Source organism: Psychrobacter muriicola 2pS (assembly GCF_904846535.1).
In the GTDB taxonomy this organism is placed as follows: domain Bacteria; phylum Pseudomonadota; class Gammaproteobacteria; order Pseudomonadales; family Moraxellaceae; genus Psychrobacter; species Psychrobacter aquimaris.
In genome coordinates, this window is record NZ_CAJHBC010000004.1 from 233,324 (window position 1) to 252,311 (window position 18,988).

The window sequence follows — 18,988 nt, forward strand, 5'->3', positions numbered from 1 at the left end:
CAATTATTCTCGTGAGTAATATATGAAAGAAATAGAAAATAACAGTGATAGCCAAAATCTTATTGCGAGCTGGCAGCAAGTTAGCAAGCAAATGACTCAAGCGTGTGAGCGTGCCGCACGACAAGCGGATAGTGTGACGCTACTGGCAGTTTCCAAGACCAAACCTGCCGATATGATTGCTACTTTGGCTCAGCAAGGACAGCAGCACTTTGGTGAAAATTATCTGCAAGAAGCCATCGAAAAAATCGATACGCTAAAACGACAGCCAGAAACTAAAGACATTATTTGGCACTATATTGGTAGTATACAGCGCAATAAGACCCGCGATATTGCTGAGCATTTCGATTGGGTGCAAACGGTTGAGCGTGACATTATTGCTAAGCGTTTAAATGACCAGCGTCCAGCTGAGCTGCCACCATTGAATGTCTTGATTCAGTTGAATATGGATAACGAAGAAAGCAAATCAGGCTGCCTGCCAGCACAGCTGCCGGAGTTAATAACTGCCATCAAGGGCTATGACAGGTTACAGCTGCGTGGTTTGATGATTATTCCTGCTAAGGTAGGTACGGATGCTTTTACCCGAACCAAGCAGTTGTTTGATGAGATTAAAGAAACTCATGCAGAGCTAAATGCTTGGGATACCCTAAGCATGGGCATGAGCGGTGATATGACAGAGGCGATAGCCAACGGTTCGACGATGGTGCGCGTTGGTACCGCCATATTTGGTACACGATCTTAACTTTTTATTTATTAGATATATCATCCCTCAGATTACGAAGATAAAAATAAAAATGCTTTGATTGATGACACGTTCTAGATTAACTCAGTGCTGCTTATTAGACAGTTTCATCAAGTTTGGTCACCAGCATCTGAGTTATTTTGAGGTTGTCAGTCGCGATAATTTCAAATCGATAATTGGCATACTCGATAGTATCGGTTTTCTTTGGGATTTTGCGTAGCATGTACATCATGAAGCCACTAATGGTTTCATAGTTCTGACTGCGTGGCAGATTGACAATATCTAAAGCGCGTACAACGTCTTCGATAGGAGTCATTCCATCGATTAGCCATGAGTTATCAGTACGTTGAACAATTGGCTGCTCCTCCAAGGTTACAAGCTCCCCCATGACGATACTCATCACATCCTTAAGCGTGATAACACCCACTACCAAGCCATACTCATTCACGATGACGGCAAAGTCAGCGCCTGTAGACTTAAACATCTCTAACACTTCAAACAAGGACAAGGTATCAGGAACGAAGAGTGCAGGTTTTAATAGCGCTTTGTCTGTTAAGCTGACCTCTTGCTGATTAAGAACCAATGCCAAAAAGCTACGTGATTCTACATAACCAATAATATGCTCTAAGTCATCATCCTGACAGACCAAAAACTTATTATGTGGCTGTTCAATCATCACTTCAACGACTTTTTCAGTGCTCGTTTTGGTATCAAAATAAACGATATTTTCACGTGGATTCATCACTGACGTTACTGTGCGCTCTTGCATGTCAAAGATATTTTCTATCAGATGATGTTCTTGTTTTTTGAGCACACCAGCTTCAGCACCTGCATCCATGACGGCATAAATATCTTCTGGCGTCATATCGTCCTGCCGTATGGTTGAAATACCCAGTAATTCAAAGATGAGATTTGCTGCACCATCAAATATCCAAATCACTGGTTTGAATATAAAGATCAATAGCATCATTGGTCGTACGAGGCGTACCGCGATCACTTCAGTGTTTGACATCGCCAATCGTCTGGGCATCAAATCAGCGAGCAGAGAAAACAAACTGGTGATCAGGACAAATGATATGACGGATGACACTGCTTCATTCTTCACCAAAAGCTCTAGATAAGGGCTGATAGCTGACTCACCTACCGCACCAGCCGAGATAGCAACGGCGTTTAAAACCACCTGCACGACAGTAATAAAACTGCCAGGGTGCTCTTGCATTTTAAGGACGTCAAATGCGCGGACATCCCCTTCTTTTGCCATGATTTGTAGCTTGATTTTGCGACCAGCAGCGATGGCAATCTCGGCAGCGGATACAAAGGCGCTTAGGGCAAGCAATAACAGAAGAAAGATACTAGCAGTTAGCAAACTCATGACATACTCGGTAAAAAAATATAAGGATTAAAATAATTGGAATTAAAGAATGAATGGGTTGGAAATACAAAAAAGAAAGTGGTTTTTATAACAGCTTGGCGCTAAAAATTGGTTTATAAAAACTAAAAAAGCTGGGTAAGCACCCAGCTAATCGTCAATAAATTTGAGTTTTTATAAAAGTATTAAGCTAGCCGTGTTGCTCGCGTTCTACATAATAAAAGTAGGGCAAGCAAAGCTGGTTAATCTAATTTAGCCTTTTACTGACCATTTATTCACTAATGGATAACGGCGTTCACGTCCAAAGGCTTTGTGGCTAATTTTGGTGCCAATTGGCGCTTGTAAACGCTTATATTCACTATTGTCTACCATCTTGATGACTTTTGCGACCATTTCAGCCTCAAAGCCTTTATTAACAATGTCTTGATAGCCCATATCTTCATCGATGTATGACATTAAGATGCCATCTAACACATCATAGTCAGGCAAGCTGTCTTGGTCTTTTTGGTCTGGGCGTAACTCAGCAGATGGCGGGCGAGTGATGACGCGCTCAGGGATGACAGGGGTGTCTTCCAAGCGGTTGCGATAGCTGGCTAATTTATAAACCTGCGACTTATAAACGTCTTTTAGCACATCAAAGCCGCCTGCCATATCACCATATAATGTCGAATAGCCAACGGCCAACTCAGACTTATTACCAGTGGTAATGACTAAATGCCCAAACTTGTTGGACAATGCCATCAATACCACACCGCGTGCACGCGCCTGAATATTTTCTTCAGTAGTGTCTGCTGGGGATTTGTTAAATAGTGGGGCTAGAGTATGACGAATGCCTTCAACCGCATCAAAAATAGGACAAACCGTATAAGAAACGTTTAAGCGGCGTGCCTGTGCTTGGGCATCTTCTAGACTGATTTGAGAAGTATATTCATAAGGCATCATCACTGCATATACCTTGTCAGCGCCCAAGGCATCAACCGCGATACATAGCGTCAATGCTGAATCAATACCACCTGATAACCCAACAATGATACCAGTGAATCCTGAATGGTTGACGTAGTCGCGCAGGCCAACGACCAATGCTTGATACATCTCTGACTCACGGCTCAGCGTTAATGGCGCTTTAGATTGACTGTCGAACTTGGCCGTTTTGACATCTAACGTGGCTAGTAATAGCTGATTCATGAAACGCGGTGCTTCGTGTGCAACGCTACCGTCAGCTTGTATCGCCATAGAACCACCGTCAAACACCAAGTCGTCTTGACCGCCAACGGCGTTGACATACACAATAGGCAAATTATTTTCACGGCTACGCTTGGCCAGCATCGTTTTACGATTGTCTTGTTTTTCGATCTCAAAAGGTGAGGCATTCAAGCTAACAATCAGATCAGCACCTTGCTTTTTAAGCTCGGCAATAGGGCCTTTTTCCCACAGGTCTTCACAGATGAGCAGACCGATAGTGATGCCTTTATAGTCAAATAAAACTTGATTACGACCTTTATCAAAATAACGACGCTCATCAAATACGCCATAATTTGGCAAGATTTGCTTATGATAAAAGCCTTTTTGATGACCATTATGCAAGATAGCAGCTGAGTTGAAAGTACCATGATGGTCGACATGTGGGTAACCGACAATCATCACGATGTCATCGATATCACTTAAAGTAGACAAGGCGCTTTTGATGCGGCCAGATAAGCTTGGGCGTAATAATAAATCTTGCGGTGGGTAACCTAATAAAGCAAGTTCTGGGAAAATAATGACATCTGCACCTTGCTCGCGAGCTTGCAATGCGAGTGTACGCATTTTTTCGGCATTGGTAGTGATATCACCAACCAAAAAATGCGACTGGGCCAATGCAAAAGTAACCGTTTCTTGGATTTTATTGGTCTTACGGACCTCAGTTGAGGGAGTTATATTGGGATTATCATTGTCTTTTGACATTGTTATTGTTCCTATCGATATATGGTTTAAAATTTGGTGGGTCATTATTGATTTAAAATAAAATCAAAGTAAGTCCGAAATTTACTCAAAATAGCACTCTGTCATATCGAATTCTAATAGTGAACCGAGATGATGAGCTTACATCATGCATAAGCCTTTATGATGATGCATATCAGCGCTTGCTTACGCATCATATTCAACGTTGTAACGCCGCTCTAAAGGTTGGATCTTATGATAGTCTATAGAATGACGATAAAAGAGGGTTGTGACATATCGTTTGAAAAATGCTATATCTGTATAACGATTCAAATAGATAATAACAAACGGGCTTAATGCTATTGAAAAGCTTAAAATAATTGCTTTAGTATAACATCAATTGTCGCTACAAATAGAACGCGCCAGTGAATTACCTTGCAACAGCCCTGTTTACAGCGTGAATATAAAACAGGCTTTTAGTTCATTGTTTTTACATGTTAAATCCATGTATGACCTTCTATCTATTAGTGTCATCATCTAGTAAGCTTGTATAGAGAAAGTTGTAAGTAAAGATTACAACATAGCGTTATATCATTGTCGTATTTTGCTGCATAATAAGCCATGATAATCGCTTGATATTTATCTTGCTTTAGCCAAAACTATCGTCCGTAATTATGTTACGGTATGCTACGATTTGACGCTCTCAAAGCAGGTTTTACTGGCACTGATTGTTTACACCCCTCGCTAATGGGTACCGCTTATGGATAGGGTCTTTTTATGGGCACAGTCTGTGAGTTGATATTCATCACACATTTATAAACTTGCCAGCAAAGTCATGATAGATCTTTGCTGTCCGCTCTTGGTTTATACGCTATGATTGAAAACTGGACAAAAGAATTTATTATTCAGCGCTTACTGGCCATTACTTTATTGGTGGTGCTGTTCGTATTGTGTTTTCAAGTGGTACAGTTTTTTATTGTACCGGCACTATGGGCGGCAATTTTAGCGTATGTTACTTTTCCTATTTATAACTTTTTTTATGAAAAAGTAAAACTGAGTCCTAATTTTAGCGCCGCTATTATGACGGTGAGTATCTCCTTAATGATAGGTGTGCCACTGGTTATCGGTGTTTTTATTCTACAACAAGAAGCTTTGAGCCTAATCAGCAACTTGATTTATCGTATCAAAGTTGGCTATTTAGATGTGCCTGATTCTATCAAAGACTTACCTGTTATCGGCCAGCAAGTTAAAGATGTGCTGTGGAGAATTAATAAAAACCCAGAAGGGACGCTAGAAGCGTTTCGCATTTGGGTACAGTCACATTTATATTATGGCAAAGTCGCATTTGATGTGTTGTTTAGCGGTCTTGCCAAGTTAGGTATGGCGCTGATGACGTTGTTTTTCTTTTATCGTGATGGTACCAGTTTGGTTCGCCAGATCCGTCAAGCACTGCGTAATATCATTGGTAATCGCATTGATGGTTATATTGATTCTGTGGGTACGACCACGCGTGCGGTGGTTTATGGTATTGGTTTGACGGCATTGGCACAAGCACTGCTCGCAGGTGTGGGTTACTACTTCGCTGGTGCACCAAGTCCTATCTTATTAACTATCGTAACCTTTATTATCGCCCTGATTCCGTTTGGTACACCATTTGTGTGGGGTGGTGTATCCATTTGGTTGTTAAGCCAAGGCCATACCGTAGAAGGAATTGGCTTGGCGCTATGGGGTACCTTGGTTATCAGCTGGGTTGACAATCTCATCCGTCCTATTGTGATTAGTGGTGCGACCAAAATCCCTTTTATTATTATTTTTATTGGTGTATTAGGTGGCCTAACGGCTTTTGGCTTTGTTGGTTTATTCATCGGTCCTGTGGTACTAGCCATCGGATTGGCGGTATGGCGAGAATGGATATCGCAGCATAAAAATGAGATATTTGCCCCGCAGGATTTGGTATTGTCTGACGATCAACCGTTGCCACCAGTAAATGAACCAGAGTAGAGATACATAGTCATGTTAAATGATAGTGCTGCAAACGCTATGAAAAATAGAGCGAACCCTATTGACAATATTACTATCGTGGCCGATAGCAATATCGCTAGCTTGAATGCGTTTTTTAATGCTTCAATGCTTGGGCAGGTATCTGAGCAGACGGTCAATATCATTACCATCGCTGGACGTGATATCAATGCGCAATTGCTCGCAGAATTACAACCTGATGTGCTGTTGATACGCTCGGTGACGCCAGTAGGAGAGGCACTGCTGGCCAATAACAACAGCGTAAAATTTGTTGGTTCGGCGACTATCGGTACCGATCATGTCGATCAAGACTATTTGGCAGCGCGCAATATCACTTTCGCCAATGCGGCTGGATGTAGTAAGCATTCTGTCGCGCAGTATGTATTGACAGCGATTTTGACGTTGCGTCCGCAATATTGGCAGCAAACGATGCCGCCAGTCACCTTAGGTATCATAGGTCTTGGTAATATTGGCAGCACGCTTGCTCAGTATGCTATTGATTTGGGCTGGCAGGTACTAGTTTATGATCCACTATTGCCTGCATCGAATATGAATAATGCCAGCCTTGAGCAAGTGCTGAGCCAAAGCGATGCAGTGAGCTTGCATGTGCCTTTAACCGACAAAAAAGATGGTACGCACCCTAGTGGTAGTGATTATCCAACAAAGCATCTTATTGATGCAAATACGTTAGCAATGATGCCTGCGCATACCTTGCTGATTAACAGTGCGCGCGGACCAGTCATTAATGCGTGTGATTTAGAAGTAGATATTGAGCACACAGATCGCCAAGTAGTGCTTGACGTGTTTGAGTTTGAACCAGAGATTTCTGAGCGCTTATTGTCCAAACTGGCTATCGCTACCCCGCATATCGCAGGTTATACGGTCGAAGGAAAACTGCGTGGTACGCAAATCATCTATGATGCGCTCTGTGAAAAATTGGCAGTGGCACCCGTTCAGTCCATGCATAGTTTACTGCCGCTCAATATGTTTTTATGGTCTGAACTAAAAATGTATCCAGACAGACTGATTAAGTTTTATGACATCATGCACGATGATGCTTTACTAAGAAGCAAGCTGGCTGACGGTCAAGTAAAGGGTGCTGACTTTGATCAGTTGCGCCGAGATTATCGCTTACGCCGCGAATGGCAGTGGTAAAAGTTAGGCAGTCTTAAAATCTAAAGTAGTATCTCAAAACTTATTTTTATCCTTAAATTGCAGTAAATAATAATGATCCCAGCAAGTAACTCTTCTTCTAAATCCAGCTATGCGCCGACCATGACCTTGGCAATGGCTCAGCAGCGTGCGCAATTGATGAGCACCATTCGTCAGTTTTTCGCCACGCATCAAGTGCTTGAAGTTCAAACACCGCTATTATCGCAGGCTGGCAATACCGATACTTTCTTACAATCAGTCGCCGCACAAGTGACTTACCAAGATAAACCCTGTACTTATTATTTGCATACCTCGCCTGAGTTTGCCATGAAGCGTTTACTTGCCAGCTGGCAAGTGCCCATCTATCAAATTTGCTCCGTATTTCGAGATAACGAAATAGGCGTACGCCATAATATCGAATTTACCATGCTTGAGTGGTATCAGCCGAATTATAGTCTGGATGATATGGCGGCTGAGCTGAGTGAATTATTAGCGGCGCTTTATGGGCATTCAGTGGTGATGAGTCATTACCGCTATGTTGATGCATTTATGGATTTTGTCGGCATACATCCACTGACAGCTAGCCTCGATTCCTTGCAAGCGGTGGCAGAAGATAAGGGGTTGACAGGTTTTGATTTTAATAGCGACTTGGATAACACAGAAGATGGCGAAGCAGATATTCGTCAAAGCTGGTTGGATTTGCTGTTTAGTCATGCGGTCGAGCCAAACTTAGGTCACGACTTACCGACCTTGATTATAGAATATCCGCCTGCGACGGCTGCACTGGCAAAAACAGCTGTGGATAAAGAGGGCAATACAGTCGCCAAACGCTTTGAGCTATATATCAATGGCATTGAGATTGCCAACGCTTATGATGAGCTGGCAGATGGACAGGCGTTAAGAGAACGGTTTGAGCGAGACAATCAACTGCGTAAGCGTCATAACCTGCCCCAAATGCCAATCGATGAGCATTTATTAGCAGCGTCTGATGCTTTAATTCCTTGTAGCGGTATCGCCGTTGGTATCGATAGATTACTCATGGTGATCACAGGCGAGAATAGCTTAGAGGATGTGATTTCGTTTCCAAGCGGTTTGGCTTAGTGTTTTGGAAAGTCTGAACAGAATCGTTTATTTGGCAACCCCTCATAAAACTAAGCTCATCATCAAAAATCGAGTAAGCCTATAAGACTTACTCGATTTTTTGTTGGTCTAAGTGCTATAAATTATCGTTTTATTTATTATAACTGTGCAATAGCCTCATCAATCGCAGTCTCACCGTTATGCATACTAAAGACTTTCTTGATGGTATTATCGGCATTTAGGACAGCTGCCAAAGTAGTAGCCACATCGGCAATTGAGTTTTCACCAGCATTATCATCGTTGACAGTGATTTTACCAGTTGCTTCGCGCTCTTTTAGCGCCCCTGCTTGAACGATGGTGTAGTCAAGGCTACTGTTATTAATCAACCACTGATCTGCGTAATGCTTGCAGATATAGTATTCTTTTAGGTCAGCAATACCAGCATTGTCCCATTTACTGGTGTCTAATGAAAAGACGGTGCTGAGCATGATATAGCGTTTAATACCTTTATCTTCTACAGCTTGCATGGTCTTGACCGCCCCGTGTAAATCTACTTCTAAGACGTCTTTGCCGCCAGACCCTGCAACGAAATAAACAGTGTCAATATCTCGATCAATTTGCTTTTGTATAGCCTCTTTTTCGGCGGTGATATCTAAATCTAGCTGGCTATAATTGTCATCGTTAAACAATTTTTCTTTTTGGCGTGTCGTGCCAATAACTTGATGGTTATCCGCTAATAGCTGCTTAACCAAATCCGTTCCCACTCGACCACTTGCACCAATTACTAAAATTTTCATTGTCATTCCTATTCTTATATACGTTATCGTTGTTGTAAAAACTGAATATAGCGTATCAAGAAAAAACGGCACACTTCGTTATGAAGCGTGCCGATTGCATAGTGTTTGGTTATGGAGTGTATACGGTTTGCAAAGTGGGTAAGATCAAAAAACTAAAAACAAAGCATTTGAAAGCTAGCGTACCAACTTGTTTAATCCATCAGCAAAGGCTTTTTTATCACGATCGCCATAAGGTTTTTGACCACTCATTTCTTGTAACTCGAGCACGCCAGTACCGCGCATGGTATCCATAAAATCACGCATATTGAGCTTTTGCTTGATATTATTTTTGTCGTAGACCATGCCGCGAGAGGTCAAGACCATACCACCTTTGTCCAAAATGTCATTGGCCAAAGGAATGTCGCTGGTAATAGCCAGATCACCTGGCTGTATTTGCTCAACGATATAGTCATCGGCTTTATCGAACCCTGATGGCACCACTGTCATGACAAGTAGTGGTGACTTACGCAGTTTAATCGGCTGATTGGCGACGAATATTGCCATGGTTTGTGTGCGTTCAGCGGTTTTGATAATCAAATCTTTGGCAATCAATGGCACCGAATCGGCATCTACCCAAATTTGCATTATTTCTTAACCTTTTCTGTTTTTGCCTTAGCGTCGATAGCCTTACTGATTTTGCTGTCTTCAATGCGGACTTCTGTACTCTCTAAAATGTCGTCATTGTCAGTAGTGGTTAGACTATCTGACGCTTTTGGCTGGCTATCAATCGAAGAGGGCTTTTTCTCAAGTCCCATTTTATTGGGCAGCGTAGCGATGAGCTTGGCTAAAGCAGGCTCTAAATCGGCAACATCATTGGGCATCAATGTAATATGCGCAATTTTGCGGTCGTCACGTTCTGCTTTATGGTAGCTATGATAGTGTGCACCATCAATATTTAGCACGGCGCTGATATCTGGATATTGACCCAAGACATTGAGCATAATCGCTGGGTGAACGTTGTCGGTATCACCTAATGGCAGATTGACGACGGCGCGAATATGGTTTTCGAACTGGCTGGTGACAGCGCCTTCAATGCTCCAGTGCCCAGAGTTATGTACACGCGGCGCAATTTCATTAGCGAGTAGTGTGTCATGACCACGCGCATCTTTGGTCACAAAGAGCTCAAGTGCCATCACACCAACATAGTCTAAATGATTCATGATCTTGGTGATGGCATCGGTTGCTTGTTTGAATAAATGACTGGTGCCAACGGCAGGCGCTTGGGTCTTGGCTAAAATACCATTATGATGATGGTTTTCGACCAAATCGTAGCAACGAACCTGACCATTTTGTGCGCGTGCGGCGATAATAGAAAGCTCGCGGCTAAAGTTAATAAAACCTTCTGCAATCAAAGGTGCAGGCGTTGGCGTTAGTGAACCCTTACCCGTAACTGCATCTTTAAGATCTTGCCATGCTGCCTTGATATCACTGTCTTGTCTAATCACAAACTGACCTTTGCCATCATAACCGCCACGGCTGGTTTTTAGGACGATAGGTAGTCCTAATTCATGACAGGCTTGCTGCAATTCAGCTTCAGAGTTGACAGCCATAAAGGGTACGGTGGCAATATCAAGCGAATTGAACATTTGCTTTTCTTTTAAGCGATCTTGAGCGATATCAAGCGCAATCAATGGCGGAAACATGCCTTGTTTGCTACCTGATTTTGACAAATCAGTAAGCTGTTCGACTGTCGCAGTCGGTGTGTTTTCAAACTCTAAGGTAAAAACATCTGCTGCTGCGATGAAGTCTGCTAACTGATCGCTATGAAATACACGACCGTATAAGCCAGCAGGGCAGTCAGTGCTGTCTTCTAAAAACACGCATTGGTAGCCTAGTGGCATCGCTGCTTCGGCAAGCATCATACCAAGCTGACCACCGCCTAAAATACCGATGGTACGAATGGTTTGGGTAACAGGGTAAGCGTTCGCTGTAGTCATGGCAGGCTCTTTGAGTTAAAAGTGAATAATGTTTTTGGTGTATTAAAATGCAAAAAGTCATCTATTAAAATAGGAAAAGGTGCACTACATGCACCTTATATTAAGTAAAACCCATCTAAAAAAATATCAAGTAAATAGCGTCTATATCTAAATAACGGGATTCAAAAACCGTTATCAAAAACATGCAATTAGGTATTGATAATACCTGGCGTTGGGCTGGCAAGGATGGTATCAGTTTGCGTTTGGCGCAGATTATCAAGCTTAGTCGCAATCGTCTCATCATGCAACGCCAATACCTGAATCGCAAGCAGAGCAGCATTGTAAGCGCCTGCTGAGCCAATGGCTAATGTGCCAACTGCGACGCCTTTAGGCATCTGTACGATAGATAATAAGCTGTCCCAACCGCTGAGCATAGAAGACTTTACAGGGACGCCAAACACAGGTAGCGGCGTTTGGCTAGCACACATGCCAGGCAGATGTGCGGCACCGCCAGCGCCTGCGATGATAACTTGTAGACCGTTATCTTTTGCATTTTTTGCATAGTCAAACAATCTATCAGGGGTACGGTGTGCTGACACTACTTCACAATCAAAAGCGATATCAAAGTCTGCGAGCAATTGCGCTGCCGCACTCATGGTAGCCCAATCAGATTGTGATCCCATAATAATGCCAACTTTTGGCTGACCAGTAGGGGAGGTGATAGGGCTGTTTTGATCCATCGTGTTAACAGTAGCTGTTGTGGTGCTCATGCTTTGATATCCTCAAAAAGACCATCATACAAAAGTTTTGTTGCCTTCGTAAAGCCAAGTTTAATTTTTAATAACAAAGCGGGAGCAATAGCACCAATTTTATGGATTGGTGTTTGCCGATTTATCATGGCGATATTGGACAAAGTTACTGGCTTTTAGTGGCAGTGGCTGCTCAGTATCAAGCTGATAACAAGTCAGATAGCCACTGTCTACCGCCGCTGAATAATCAGTGCAGGCAACTTGTGGACTCAACGGCTCAGGCGCGCCAGTTAGCCAATAATGACCGACAAATACCGCTTTATTCGTTTTCAGAGCGAAATCAATATTTTCAGCCAATACCTCTTTTGGAATCTGAGCCAATGCTGATGCAGGTGCGCGTGCCACCTCATAAAGACGGCGCTTATTAAGCCCGTCAAGCCACCAGCGCACTCGCACGCGCTTGCGCTCAGTGCCTTCTTTATCGATCATGATCATGCCATCGGGTAGTGCTGTTTCCACGCCTTTTAATACTCGCTCTAGCGCATCAAATGGCGCCGTATTTTCTTTAGCAGTGGCGACTAGACCGTGCGGTGTTAAGCGGTTATCGTCAGTCAATAACGGTTGAAGTACCGCCATACTATCGACATCCCAGCAGGCATGAACAAAACAAGCATACTTGGTTTCAATCCATAGGGGGAGCTCATATAACCGATTAAGCCAATATTGATGACGCTCTGAGCCAAAGGCTACTTCGGCTAAAAATGCGGCATGTTGGCGGGTATGGATGTCATTGTGCGAACGCAGATATTGGCTAGAGTTATCAGGGTCAAGTGTGGCAAAAGTCAGGGCATTATATTCATGATTACCCATTACTGCATCCGCCACGTTAGCATCTAGCATGGCAAAAACAATCTCCAGGGTAGCCAATTGCTGTGGTCCTCGGTCAATTAGATCACCGATAAATAACGCTCGATGCCCTGCTGGTGGTACAAAGTACATACCATTATGAACATAACCTAGCTGCTTTAATAAACCAACTAACTTGTCTGCGTAGCCGTGAATATCACCGATAACATCTATCATCATAATAATTATCAAATTCTTAAATAGTTTGTTAAGTATAAGTTTGCGCAAAACACAAAGCGACATTACTCATCGCTAAATGACGTGAACTACCATCATAAACCGAGTTCTGTTTTCAGTTTTTATTGCTGAGTTTTATCATTAAGCTTATAACCCAGGTGATAAGAGCGCATTGATAAAATGTGGTAGGACTTGCGGTTCTAAAATAATCGTGGCAATAACCCCAAACGCGCCGCCCCACATATGCGCCATATGATTGATATTAGAGCCGCCCCGTTTATCCGCATAGATACTATAAGCGATATAAGCGACGGCGAATAGTATCGCAGGTATAGGAATAATCGCGAATAGGTAGATTTTCTCCCACGGTGCCAGCAAAATAAAAGCAAACAAGACGGCTGATACACCGCCTGATGCGCCAAGGCTTAAATAGCTCGCATTGTTTTTATTCTTGAGGTAGCTTGGAATCATCGCAATAATAATGGCCAATACGTAAAAAACCACGAAACCATAACCAAATAAGAACGGCTGATATAGTCCCTCAATAGCACGACCAAAAAAGTATAACGTAAACATATTGAAGAGCAAGTGCATACTATCGGCATGAATAAAGCCATGCGTGACAAAACGGTCCCACTGACCATTACTTACCGCTGGTGGATAAAAAATGAGTCGATTAAATACTGTTTTGTTTTGCCATGCCACTAAGCTGACAATAACGGTGATAATAATGATAAGGGTCGTATGATTGAACAAAGGAAAATCCTTAGGCTGCGCCTGATATGTGATGAATGACAATGTTCAAAGCCTAACCATTATGGCTGAGTGCAAACTAAATTTATAGGACTGACAATCAATTATTAAGTATTAGCTACTTATAATAAAGTAATACTAACAGTAGTTATGACAATGCAAAAACTTATTATGTGACAAAACAGTGCATTTATATGCTTTTATAGTGAATAATATAGCAGGCTGTCAGGCAAATTGAGTAATGCTTCGTATCTTGACGGTAATGGCGGGCTAAATGAGAGCAGTATCTAAGAATACAGACGCTAACGACAAATAAAACAAACATTTCATGCGTTGGCAAATTTAAAATAAGCGCCGAAAGAGGCAGTAATCTATGAGTATTATCGACCAATTAGAAAAGACCGTAACGCCAGCTGTCATAGGTGAGCGCAACAGTCATGATAGTGTGGCTTACATCAGCTTATTGGAGCAGTTTTATGCCATCTTGGCATCACGTCTCGCCTTGCCGCAAGTGTACTCACAATTTATCCGCGCCGAGCAAGTGATGGTTGATAGAGTCACAGAAAGTCCACTGTTCGAACAGCTGTGGCTAGATAAAGGCATACAGCAGCTCATGATCCGAGAACTGGCTGCCACGCATCATATTGATGAGTCTACTACGTCACAGCTGCTTATCAATGCCGCGCCATTGGCTTATCGTGAGCTAAAAGTATTGGCCAATGGCCAGTTTTTGCCAGCGTTCTTGCAGGGAGAGCAGGCGGCACTGCGTCAGTACTTACCGATATGGTCAGCACCTATTATTACTGCTCCTCAAAACATCAATAGCGAATCAGAAGTACACCCAAGCATCGCAGCAGATATTGATAGCGTACAAGCGCATGATACGTCTTTGGATGGTCGGCAAAATTCTCATATAGATACCAGCACGATGACCGCAGCGACAGCCGCTTATAGGAAAAATGCTGACACAGTAGATAAAACTGATATCGGAAATACTGATGTAGAAAGTATGAAGATAGGCGATACTGACGCCATTCATGCCAATCCGTCAGCGCATCATTTGGCAGAAAACAGTAGTATGAAGCAAGAAAAAGTACGCACTCGCAATCAGCGCAATGATTTACTGGTACGGGTGGTTTTATTAATCATAGCCATTGCCGCGATGGGGCTTGCTGCTTGGGCAATATTAATCAGACCGAACAACGCGCCACCTGTAGAAGCGGTTGCCGCAGCGCCTGTTGTGGTAGCGCCAACGCCCGAACCAGTAGCGCAGGTGATGACTCCTATTGAGCTAATCGTGGGCGTAGATAACAGCGGTAGTCTGTATACCTGTAGTGCTACCATCGGCAATGCAGTGCTGCAAAGTACCTTGCAACAAGCGCTCAATACCAGCTTTGGTGAGCAGGCGAGTATTTGCGAATTGACAGTACAGACTGGGGTTGCCAGTAGTATTGCCAACTTACCCGAGGAAGTACTGCCCAATGTCTTGACGATGATGAGGTCTACGCCATTTGCACGCCTACATTTGCAGAATGACCGTCTTATGTTAGAAGCGCCAGATAGTACGCTATTGCAACGATTGGTTACGGATATACGTACTCTGGTACCTGCTATGGTCATCGATAGTACTGCACCGCTACCGCTGCCTGAAAATAACAATGCCAATGCAATGAATAATATGAATAATCAGTTTGAAAATGATGGGGCTACCAACAATCAGTATGCTAATGACTATAACAACGGTGGGTCTGGAGAATTTCAAGCAGCAGATGATGATGCAGGCGATCGTATTGCCCCTAATTCTGCACCCAACGATAACAATGCCAACAATGTTCGCAATATTCCCAATAATATCCCTAACAACGCACCAGTGAATAACAGACCATCGGGCCCCATCTCAGAATCGGAGGTAGATGATATGGCCAGCACACTCATTGTCGCTGAACCTGCACAAGTAAGGAATAAATGATGGGATAATAGGATTATTTAGCGATTATCCCATCATTTATTCAGTGGGATAACTGATTAAATAAGGATGGCGGGATAAGTGTCTTATGTCACCATTTTTTCTATCAATACCCAATGAAAAGTATCTAAAAACTATAAAACATCTGAAAAAACGATTTATTTTCTTCATATATGCATAGTTTTTACTGCTTCCTTTATCGTTTATCAACGGATGAATGAGTAATCACTTGCCATGTTTATGGTTACGTGTGACATCTGAAATATTACCTAACGTATCATTTGCACAACAACGTGTTGATTGTTAACACTGACTTAATACTTTTATAATGATGAAAATTGAATATCGCCAAGATGGCTTTAACTGTCATGGTTCTTATTCCATATCATTATTTTATCTGGCATTTTTTTGAGTATTTTAATTATATAAATCGATAGTAATAGGTATTAATAGGAGAATTGTATTATGGATATTATCAGTCATTTGACGCGGACAGTCAGCCCAGCAGTGTTGGAGGATGATCATAGTCCAGCTAAAAAAGGTCTGCTTGAGCAGTTCTACGCTATTTTTGCCGCTCGCTTAGCGGACAACGATACTTACAATCGTTTTGCAAATGAGAATATCACTCGTGATGATCAAGATTTTTATGACCGTGTATGGAGCGATGATTCGCAACGTGATCAAATCGCTCGTGAGCTGGCAGGCAAGCATAATGTCGATGCAACGTCTTCGCGCGGATTGATAGCGATGGCAGCCCCACTTGCTTTTTACGAAATTAAAAGCTTGGCAGGTACCACACCAGTGCCGCAGTTCCTAAGTGATAATCTTGATAGTTATCAGCGTTATATCCCTGCCTGGGCAAGTGCAGTTTTGCCTGTCAGTGTATTGGCGTCGACACCTGCTGCTGGAGCGCACATCTCTGATACGGTTAGTACTGCACCATTGCAACGTGAAGAAGAGCAACAAGGCAGCTTTATGAAAGCATTGCTTCCAATTATTGGCCTCATTATCTTAGGGGCATTGGCTTGGGCTTTACTTCGTGGTTGCCAAGAAAACCCTGAGCCTGTCGCCACACCGGTGGCTACTGCTCAACAAGCAGTGCAGGGAGATGGTCAGTTGGCAGTGGCAGGTGATATCGAGCCGGCATCATTGCGCATTGCGACTGGTGAAAACGGAGCATTATATGCCTGCCGTATGAATGTGGGCGACGAGACCTTGCAGAGCAATGTAATGAATGCGTTGACCAGTGCATTTGGTGATGAAGCCAATAAGTGCCGTGCTGATGTCGATGATAATTTCGCAGTAGATATGCCGGCGGTGGCTCAGCTAGCCACTATTTTACCTATTGTCAAAAATGTACCAAACGCCAGCATGGTTATCAAAGGCGATGTGATCACTGTCAATGCACCTGACGCCGCGGCATTAGATAAGCTAGTGGCTGACTTACAAGCAGCTGCTCCTGCGATGACTATACAAGCCGAAGGACCGTTGGATTTGCAGGGTGAGATTGATAATAGTTTGGCGGCTGCCGATGTTGCTATGACCAATCTTGGTAAAAACCCAGATCCACGTGATGTGGCTCGTGCGTTAAGTATTCAGGTGATCAACTTTGAAGTGGATGAGGCGGTTATTCCTGATGTCAATAAAGAACTGCTTGACCGCGCTGCCAAGATTATCACTGAAGTGCCAAACATGAAGTTGATGATTATCGGTCATACCGACAGTCAAGCATCAGACTCTTACAACCTAGAATTATCTCGTGATCGCGCTGAATCAGTGAAAGAGTATTTGGTCTCTCAAGGTGTGGATGCTAGTAAATTGACGACTAAAGGTATGGGTGAATCAGAGCCTATCGCTGATAATTCAACCGAGCAAGGTCGCTTCCGTAATCGCCGTATTGAGTTTATAGTCAATGACGAGATGGCCAGTGCAAACGATGGCATGACTATTAGTAATAATGCCCTTGACCCAGACTTAAACCCTCTGGATAGCAACAACGACGACTTATTACCTGATGGTGATGATACCACTCAAGGTACGGCAGTAGATCCTACCAATTAATGTACAACAGCTTGATTGAGAAGTTATTCATTCAAAAAAACCGCATCTTATAAAGGTGCGGTTTTTTATTTTGTTAAGGCTATTATTTATAGGCGGTCGGATCTTTTGATTCAGTAGCGCTGCGAGTCGTTTGCACCTCAGATTGAGGATTAAAAAAGGTCTGAGTCACGTTTTGCTTTGCCTGTTGCCAATAGTCAAATTGTTGACAAGTAGATTCCAGATCACCTTGCCATGTTGGTATCTTTCCGCACATCGTTTTGATACGGTTTTGATTGGGATAAGGCAGCTCTTGTGCAGTTTCTGCGGCTTCATGGGCGGCGACACGATCATTACAAACCAGTGCAATATCACAACCTGCTTCAATCGCTGCCTTCACACGTGCGCTGACATCGCCCGCTGCTTGAGCACCGGCCATACATAGATCATCGGAGAATAAAACCCCATCAAAATTGAGCTGATCCCGTATGATGTCCTTGAGCCAAATTTTAGAAAAACCTGCTGGCTTATCATCGACTTGCGAAAAAATAACATGGGCAGGCATCAAGCCATCAAGCCACGGTAGCGTTTGGGCAAAAGGCTGCATATCGCTATTGATGATTTCATCTAAGCTACGTGTATCGATGGCTTCTGATACATGCGAATCAGGCGCAATGGCACCATGACCAGGGAAGTGTTTGCCAGTAGTCGCCATACCTGCGGCCTTCATACCGCGCATAAACTGAGTCGCCAGCGCAATGATCGCTTGCGGCTCTTGATGAAAGCTACGATCCCCAATGACTTGGCTGATGCCATCTCTGTCAAGTACTGGCGCAAAACTAAGATCAATGCCCACGGCCAACACTTCTGTTGCCATTAGATAGCCACAATCGTAAGCACAGCTCAGCGCATGGCTAGGGTCTTGATTAAATAATTCCCCAAGCCTGCCCATGGCGGGTAGTGGGGTAAAGCCATTGCGCAGTCGTGCGACTCGTCCACCTTCTTGGTCAACGCCGATTAATATGTCAGGGTTGTGATAACGTATGTCGTCACACAACGCGCGTACTTGTGCGGCATCTGCAACGTTTCGGGCAAATAAAATCACCCCACCCACTTGTGCCTGTTTGATTAAGCTGACATCTTCTGCGGTCAGTGCGGTACTATCGATATCAATCATTAAAACGCCGTACATAGCGTAATCCTTATGGTGTTATATATTGTTATATGATCGGTTCAGCTGCAAACAAATAAATGATGATAATTGGCATTGTGCAGCTATTATCAAAACTGCTTTATTATGACAGTTATTAGTAAATGAGCATAATGTGGCAGATGAATAGATTCAAATCAATTCGTAAATAGGCATTGA

Annotated in this window: 15 protein-coding genes; 6 read left to right on the forward strand and 9 right to left on the reverse strand. The window is 43.1% G+C overall.

Translation table 11 applies throughout. From position 1 onward, the window contains the following. Nucleotides 1-22: 22 nt before the first annotated feature. Nucleotides 23-739 (forward strand): YggS family pyridoxal phosphate-dependent enzyme, encoded by a 717-nt coding sequence (locus tag JMX93_RS07885; RefSeq protein ID WP_443517907.1) that lies wholly within the window; start codon nucleotides 23-25, stop codon nucleotides 737-739. Between the two features lie 97 nt (nucleotides 740-836). Here the strand turns inward: JMX93_RS07885 and paeA are convergent, their stop codons facing one another. Both paeA and JMX93_RS07895 read right to left on the reverse strand, forming a co-directional pair. Beyond that, nucleotides 837-2,111 (reverse strand): polyamine export protein PaeA, encoded by a 1,275-nt coding sequence (paeA, locus tag JMX93_RS07890; protein WP_193011250.1) that lies wholly within the window; start codon nucleotides 2,109-2,111, stop codon nucleotides 837-839. Nucleotides 2,112-2,360: 249 nt separating this feature from the next. Next, on the reverse strand, nucleotides 2,361-4,052 hold the full coding sequence (locus JMX93_RS07895; RefSeq protein WP_443517909.1) for an NAD+ synthase: 1,692 nt from the start codon (nucleotides 4,050-4,052) through the stop codon (nucleotides 2,361-2,363). Nucleotides 4,053-4,901: 849 nt separating this feature from the next. On the opposite strand from JMX93_RS07895, the gene JMX93_RS07900 reads away from it, so the two are divergent. The 3 genes from JMX93_RS07900 to epmA all read left to right on the forward strand — a co-directional run bounded on the left by JMX93_RS07900 (nucleotide 4,902) and on the right by epmA (nucleotide 8,300). Continuing rightward, nucleotides 4,902-6,029, forward strand: coding sequence for an AI-2E family transporter (locus tag JMX93_RS07900; RefSeq protein ID WP_193011248.1), 1,128 nt, complete (start codon nucleotides 4,902-4,904; stop codon nucleotides 6,027-6,029). A gap of 60 nt (nucleotides 6,030-6,089) precedes the next feature. Further along, nucleotides 6,090-7,202, forward strand: a complete 1,113-nt coding sequence (locus JMX93_RS07905; RefSeq protein WP_499204459.1) for a 4-phosphoerythronate dehydrogenase — start codon at nucleotides 6,090-6,092, stop codon at nucleotides 7,200-7,202. A gap of 72 nt (nucleotides 7,203-7,274) precedes the next feature. Next, on the forward strand, nucleotides 7,275-8,300 hold the full coding sequence (epmA, locus tag JMX93_RS07910) for an EF-P lysine aminoacylase EpmA (RefSeq protein WP_443517911.1): 1,026 nt from the start codon (nucleotides 7,275-7,277) through the stop codon (nucleotides 8,298-8,300). Nucleotides 8,301-8,437: 137 nt separating this feature from the next. Here the strand turns inward: epmA and JMX93_RS07915 are convergent, their stop codons facing one another. The 6 genes from JMX93_RS07915 to JMX93_RS07940 all read right to left on the reverse strand — a co-directional run bounded on the left by JMX93_RS07915 (nucleotide 8,438) and on the right by JMX93_RS07940 (nucleotide 13,619). After that, entirely contained in the window at nucleotides 8,438-9,076 is a 639-nt protein-coding gene (locus JMX93_RS07915; RefSeq protein ID WP_193011246.1) for an NAD(P)H-binding protein, read from the reverse strand. A 174-nt stretch (nucleotides 9,077-9,250) separates the two neighbouring features. Further along, nucleotides 9,251-9,700, reverse strand: coding sequence for a YaiI/YqxD family protein (locus tag JMX93_RS07920; RefSeq protein ID WP_087813938.1), 450 nt, complete (start codon nucleotides 9,698-9,700; stop codon nucleotides 9,251-9,253). Then, nucleotides 9,700-11,052 carry a 5-(carboxyamino)imidazole ribonucleotide synthase gene (locus JMX93_RS07925; RefSeq protein ID WP_443517913.1) on the reverse strand — a complete coding sequence of 451 codons (1,353 nt, stop codon included), beginning with the start codon at nucleotides 11,050-11,052 and terminating at the stop codon, nucleotides 9,700-9,702. The genes JMX93_RS07920 and JMX93_RS07925 overlap by 1 nt, the downstream gene beginning before the upstream one ends. Before the next feature lie 188 nt (nucleotides 11,053-11,240). Further along, nucleotides 11,241-11,801, reverse strand: coding sequence for a 5-(carboxyamino)imidazole ribonucleotide mutase (gene purE, locus JMX93_RS07930; protein WP_193011244.1), 561 nt, complete (start codon nucleotides 11,799-11,801; stop codon nucleotides 11,241-11,243). 99 nt (nucleotides 11,802-11,900) lie between these two features. After that, complete coding sequence (locus JMX93_RS07935; protein WP_443517914.1) at nucleotides 11,901-12,866, reverse strand: metallophosphoesterase; 966 nt, start codon at nucleotides 12,864-12,866, stop codon at nucleotides 11,901-11,903. A 144-nt stretch (nucleotides 12,867-13,010) separates the two neighbouring features. Next, complete coding sequence (locus JMX93_RS07940) at nucleotides 13,011-13,619, reverse strand: rhomboid family intramembrane serine protease (RefSeq protein ID WP_193011242.1); 609 nt, start codon at nucleotides 13,617-13,619, stop codon at nucleotides 13,011-13,013. Nucleotides 13,620-13,989: 370 nt separating this feature from the next. Between JMX93_RS07940 and JMX93_RS07945 the strand changes: the two genes are divergently transcribed. Beyond that, on the forward strand, nucleotides 13,990-15,585 hold the full coding sequence (locus JMX93_RS07945) for a hypothetical protein (RefSeq protein WP_499204390.1): 1,596 nt from the start codon (nucleotides 13,990-13,992) through the stop codon (nucleotides 15,583-15,585). 462 nt (nucleotides 15,586-16,047) lie between these two features. Continuing rightward, nucleotides 16,048-17,643 (forward strand): OmpA family protein, encoded by a 1,596-nt coding sequence (locus JMX93_RS07950; protein WP_443517916.1) that lies wholly within the window; start codon nucleotides 16,048-16,050, stop codon nucleotides 17,641-17,643. Nucleotides 17,644-17,725: 82 nt separating this feature from the next. On the opposite strand, the gene nagZ is transcribed toward JMX93_RS07950, so the two are convergent. Next, the gene (nagZ, locus tag JMX93_RS07955) at nucleotides 17,726-18,811 is read right to left on the reverse strand and encodes a beta-N-acetylhexosaminidase (RefSeq protein WP_499204391.1); all 1,086 of its coding nucleotides are present in this window, start codon (nucleotides 18,809-18,811) and stop codon (nucleotides 17,726-17,728) included. Between the last annotated feature and the right edge of the window lie 177 nt (nucleotides 18,812-18,988).

Bases quoted from the DNA above. Each gene is read 5' to 3' on its own strand.
- JMX93_RS07900 (WP_193011248.1), top strand. From the start codon at position 4,902: ATGATTGAAAACTGGACAAAAGAATTTATTATTCAGCGCTTACTGGCC.
- JMX93_RS07950 (WP_443517916.1), top strand. From the start codon at position 16,048: ATGGATATTATCAGTCATTTGACGCGGACAGTCAGCCCAGCAGTGTTG.
- JMX93_RS07885 (WP_443517907.1), top strand. From the start codon at position 23: ATGAAAGAAATAGAAAATAACAGTGATAGCCAAAATCTTATTGCGAGC.
- JMX93_RS07920 (WP_087813938.1), bottom strand. From the start codon at position 9,700: ATGCAAATTTGGGTAGATGCCGATTCGGTGCCATTGATTGCCAAAGAT.
- epmA (WP_443517911.1), top strand. From the start codon at position 7,275: ATGATCCCAGCAAGTAACTCTTCTTCTAAATCCAGCTATGCGCCGACC.
- nagZ (WP_499204391.1), bottom strand. From the start codon at position 18,811: ATGTACGGCGTTTTAATGATTGATATCGATAGTACCGCACTGACCGCA.
- JMX93_RS07895 (WP_443517909.1), bottom strand. From the start codon at position 4,052: ATGTCAAAAGACAATGATAATCCCAATATAACTCCCTCAACTGAGGTC.
- purE (WP_193011244.1), bottom strand. From the start codon at position 11,801: ATGAGCACCACAACAGCTACTGTTAACACGATGGATCAAAACAGCCCT.
- paeA (WP_193011250.1), bottom strand. From the start codon at position 2,111: ATGAGTTTGCTAACTGCTAGTATCTTTCTTCTGTTATTGCTTGCCCTA.
- JMX93_RS07915 (WP_193011246.1), bottom strand. From the start codon at position 9,076: ATGAAAATTTTAGTAATTGGTGCAAGTGGTCGAGTGGGAACGGATTTG.
- JMX93_RS07935 (WP_443517914.1), bottom strand. From the start codon at position 12,866: ATGATGATAGATGTTATCGGTGATATTCACGGCTACGCAGACAAGTTA.
- JMX93_RS07925 (WP_443517913.1), bottom strand. From the start codon at position 11,052: ATGACTACAGCGAACGCTTACCCTGTTACCCAAACCATTCGTACCATC.
- JMX93_RS07945 (WP_499204390.1), top strand. From the start codon at position 13,990: ATGAGTATTATCGACCAATTAGAAAAGACCGTAACGCCAGCTGTCATA.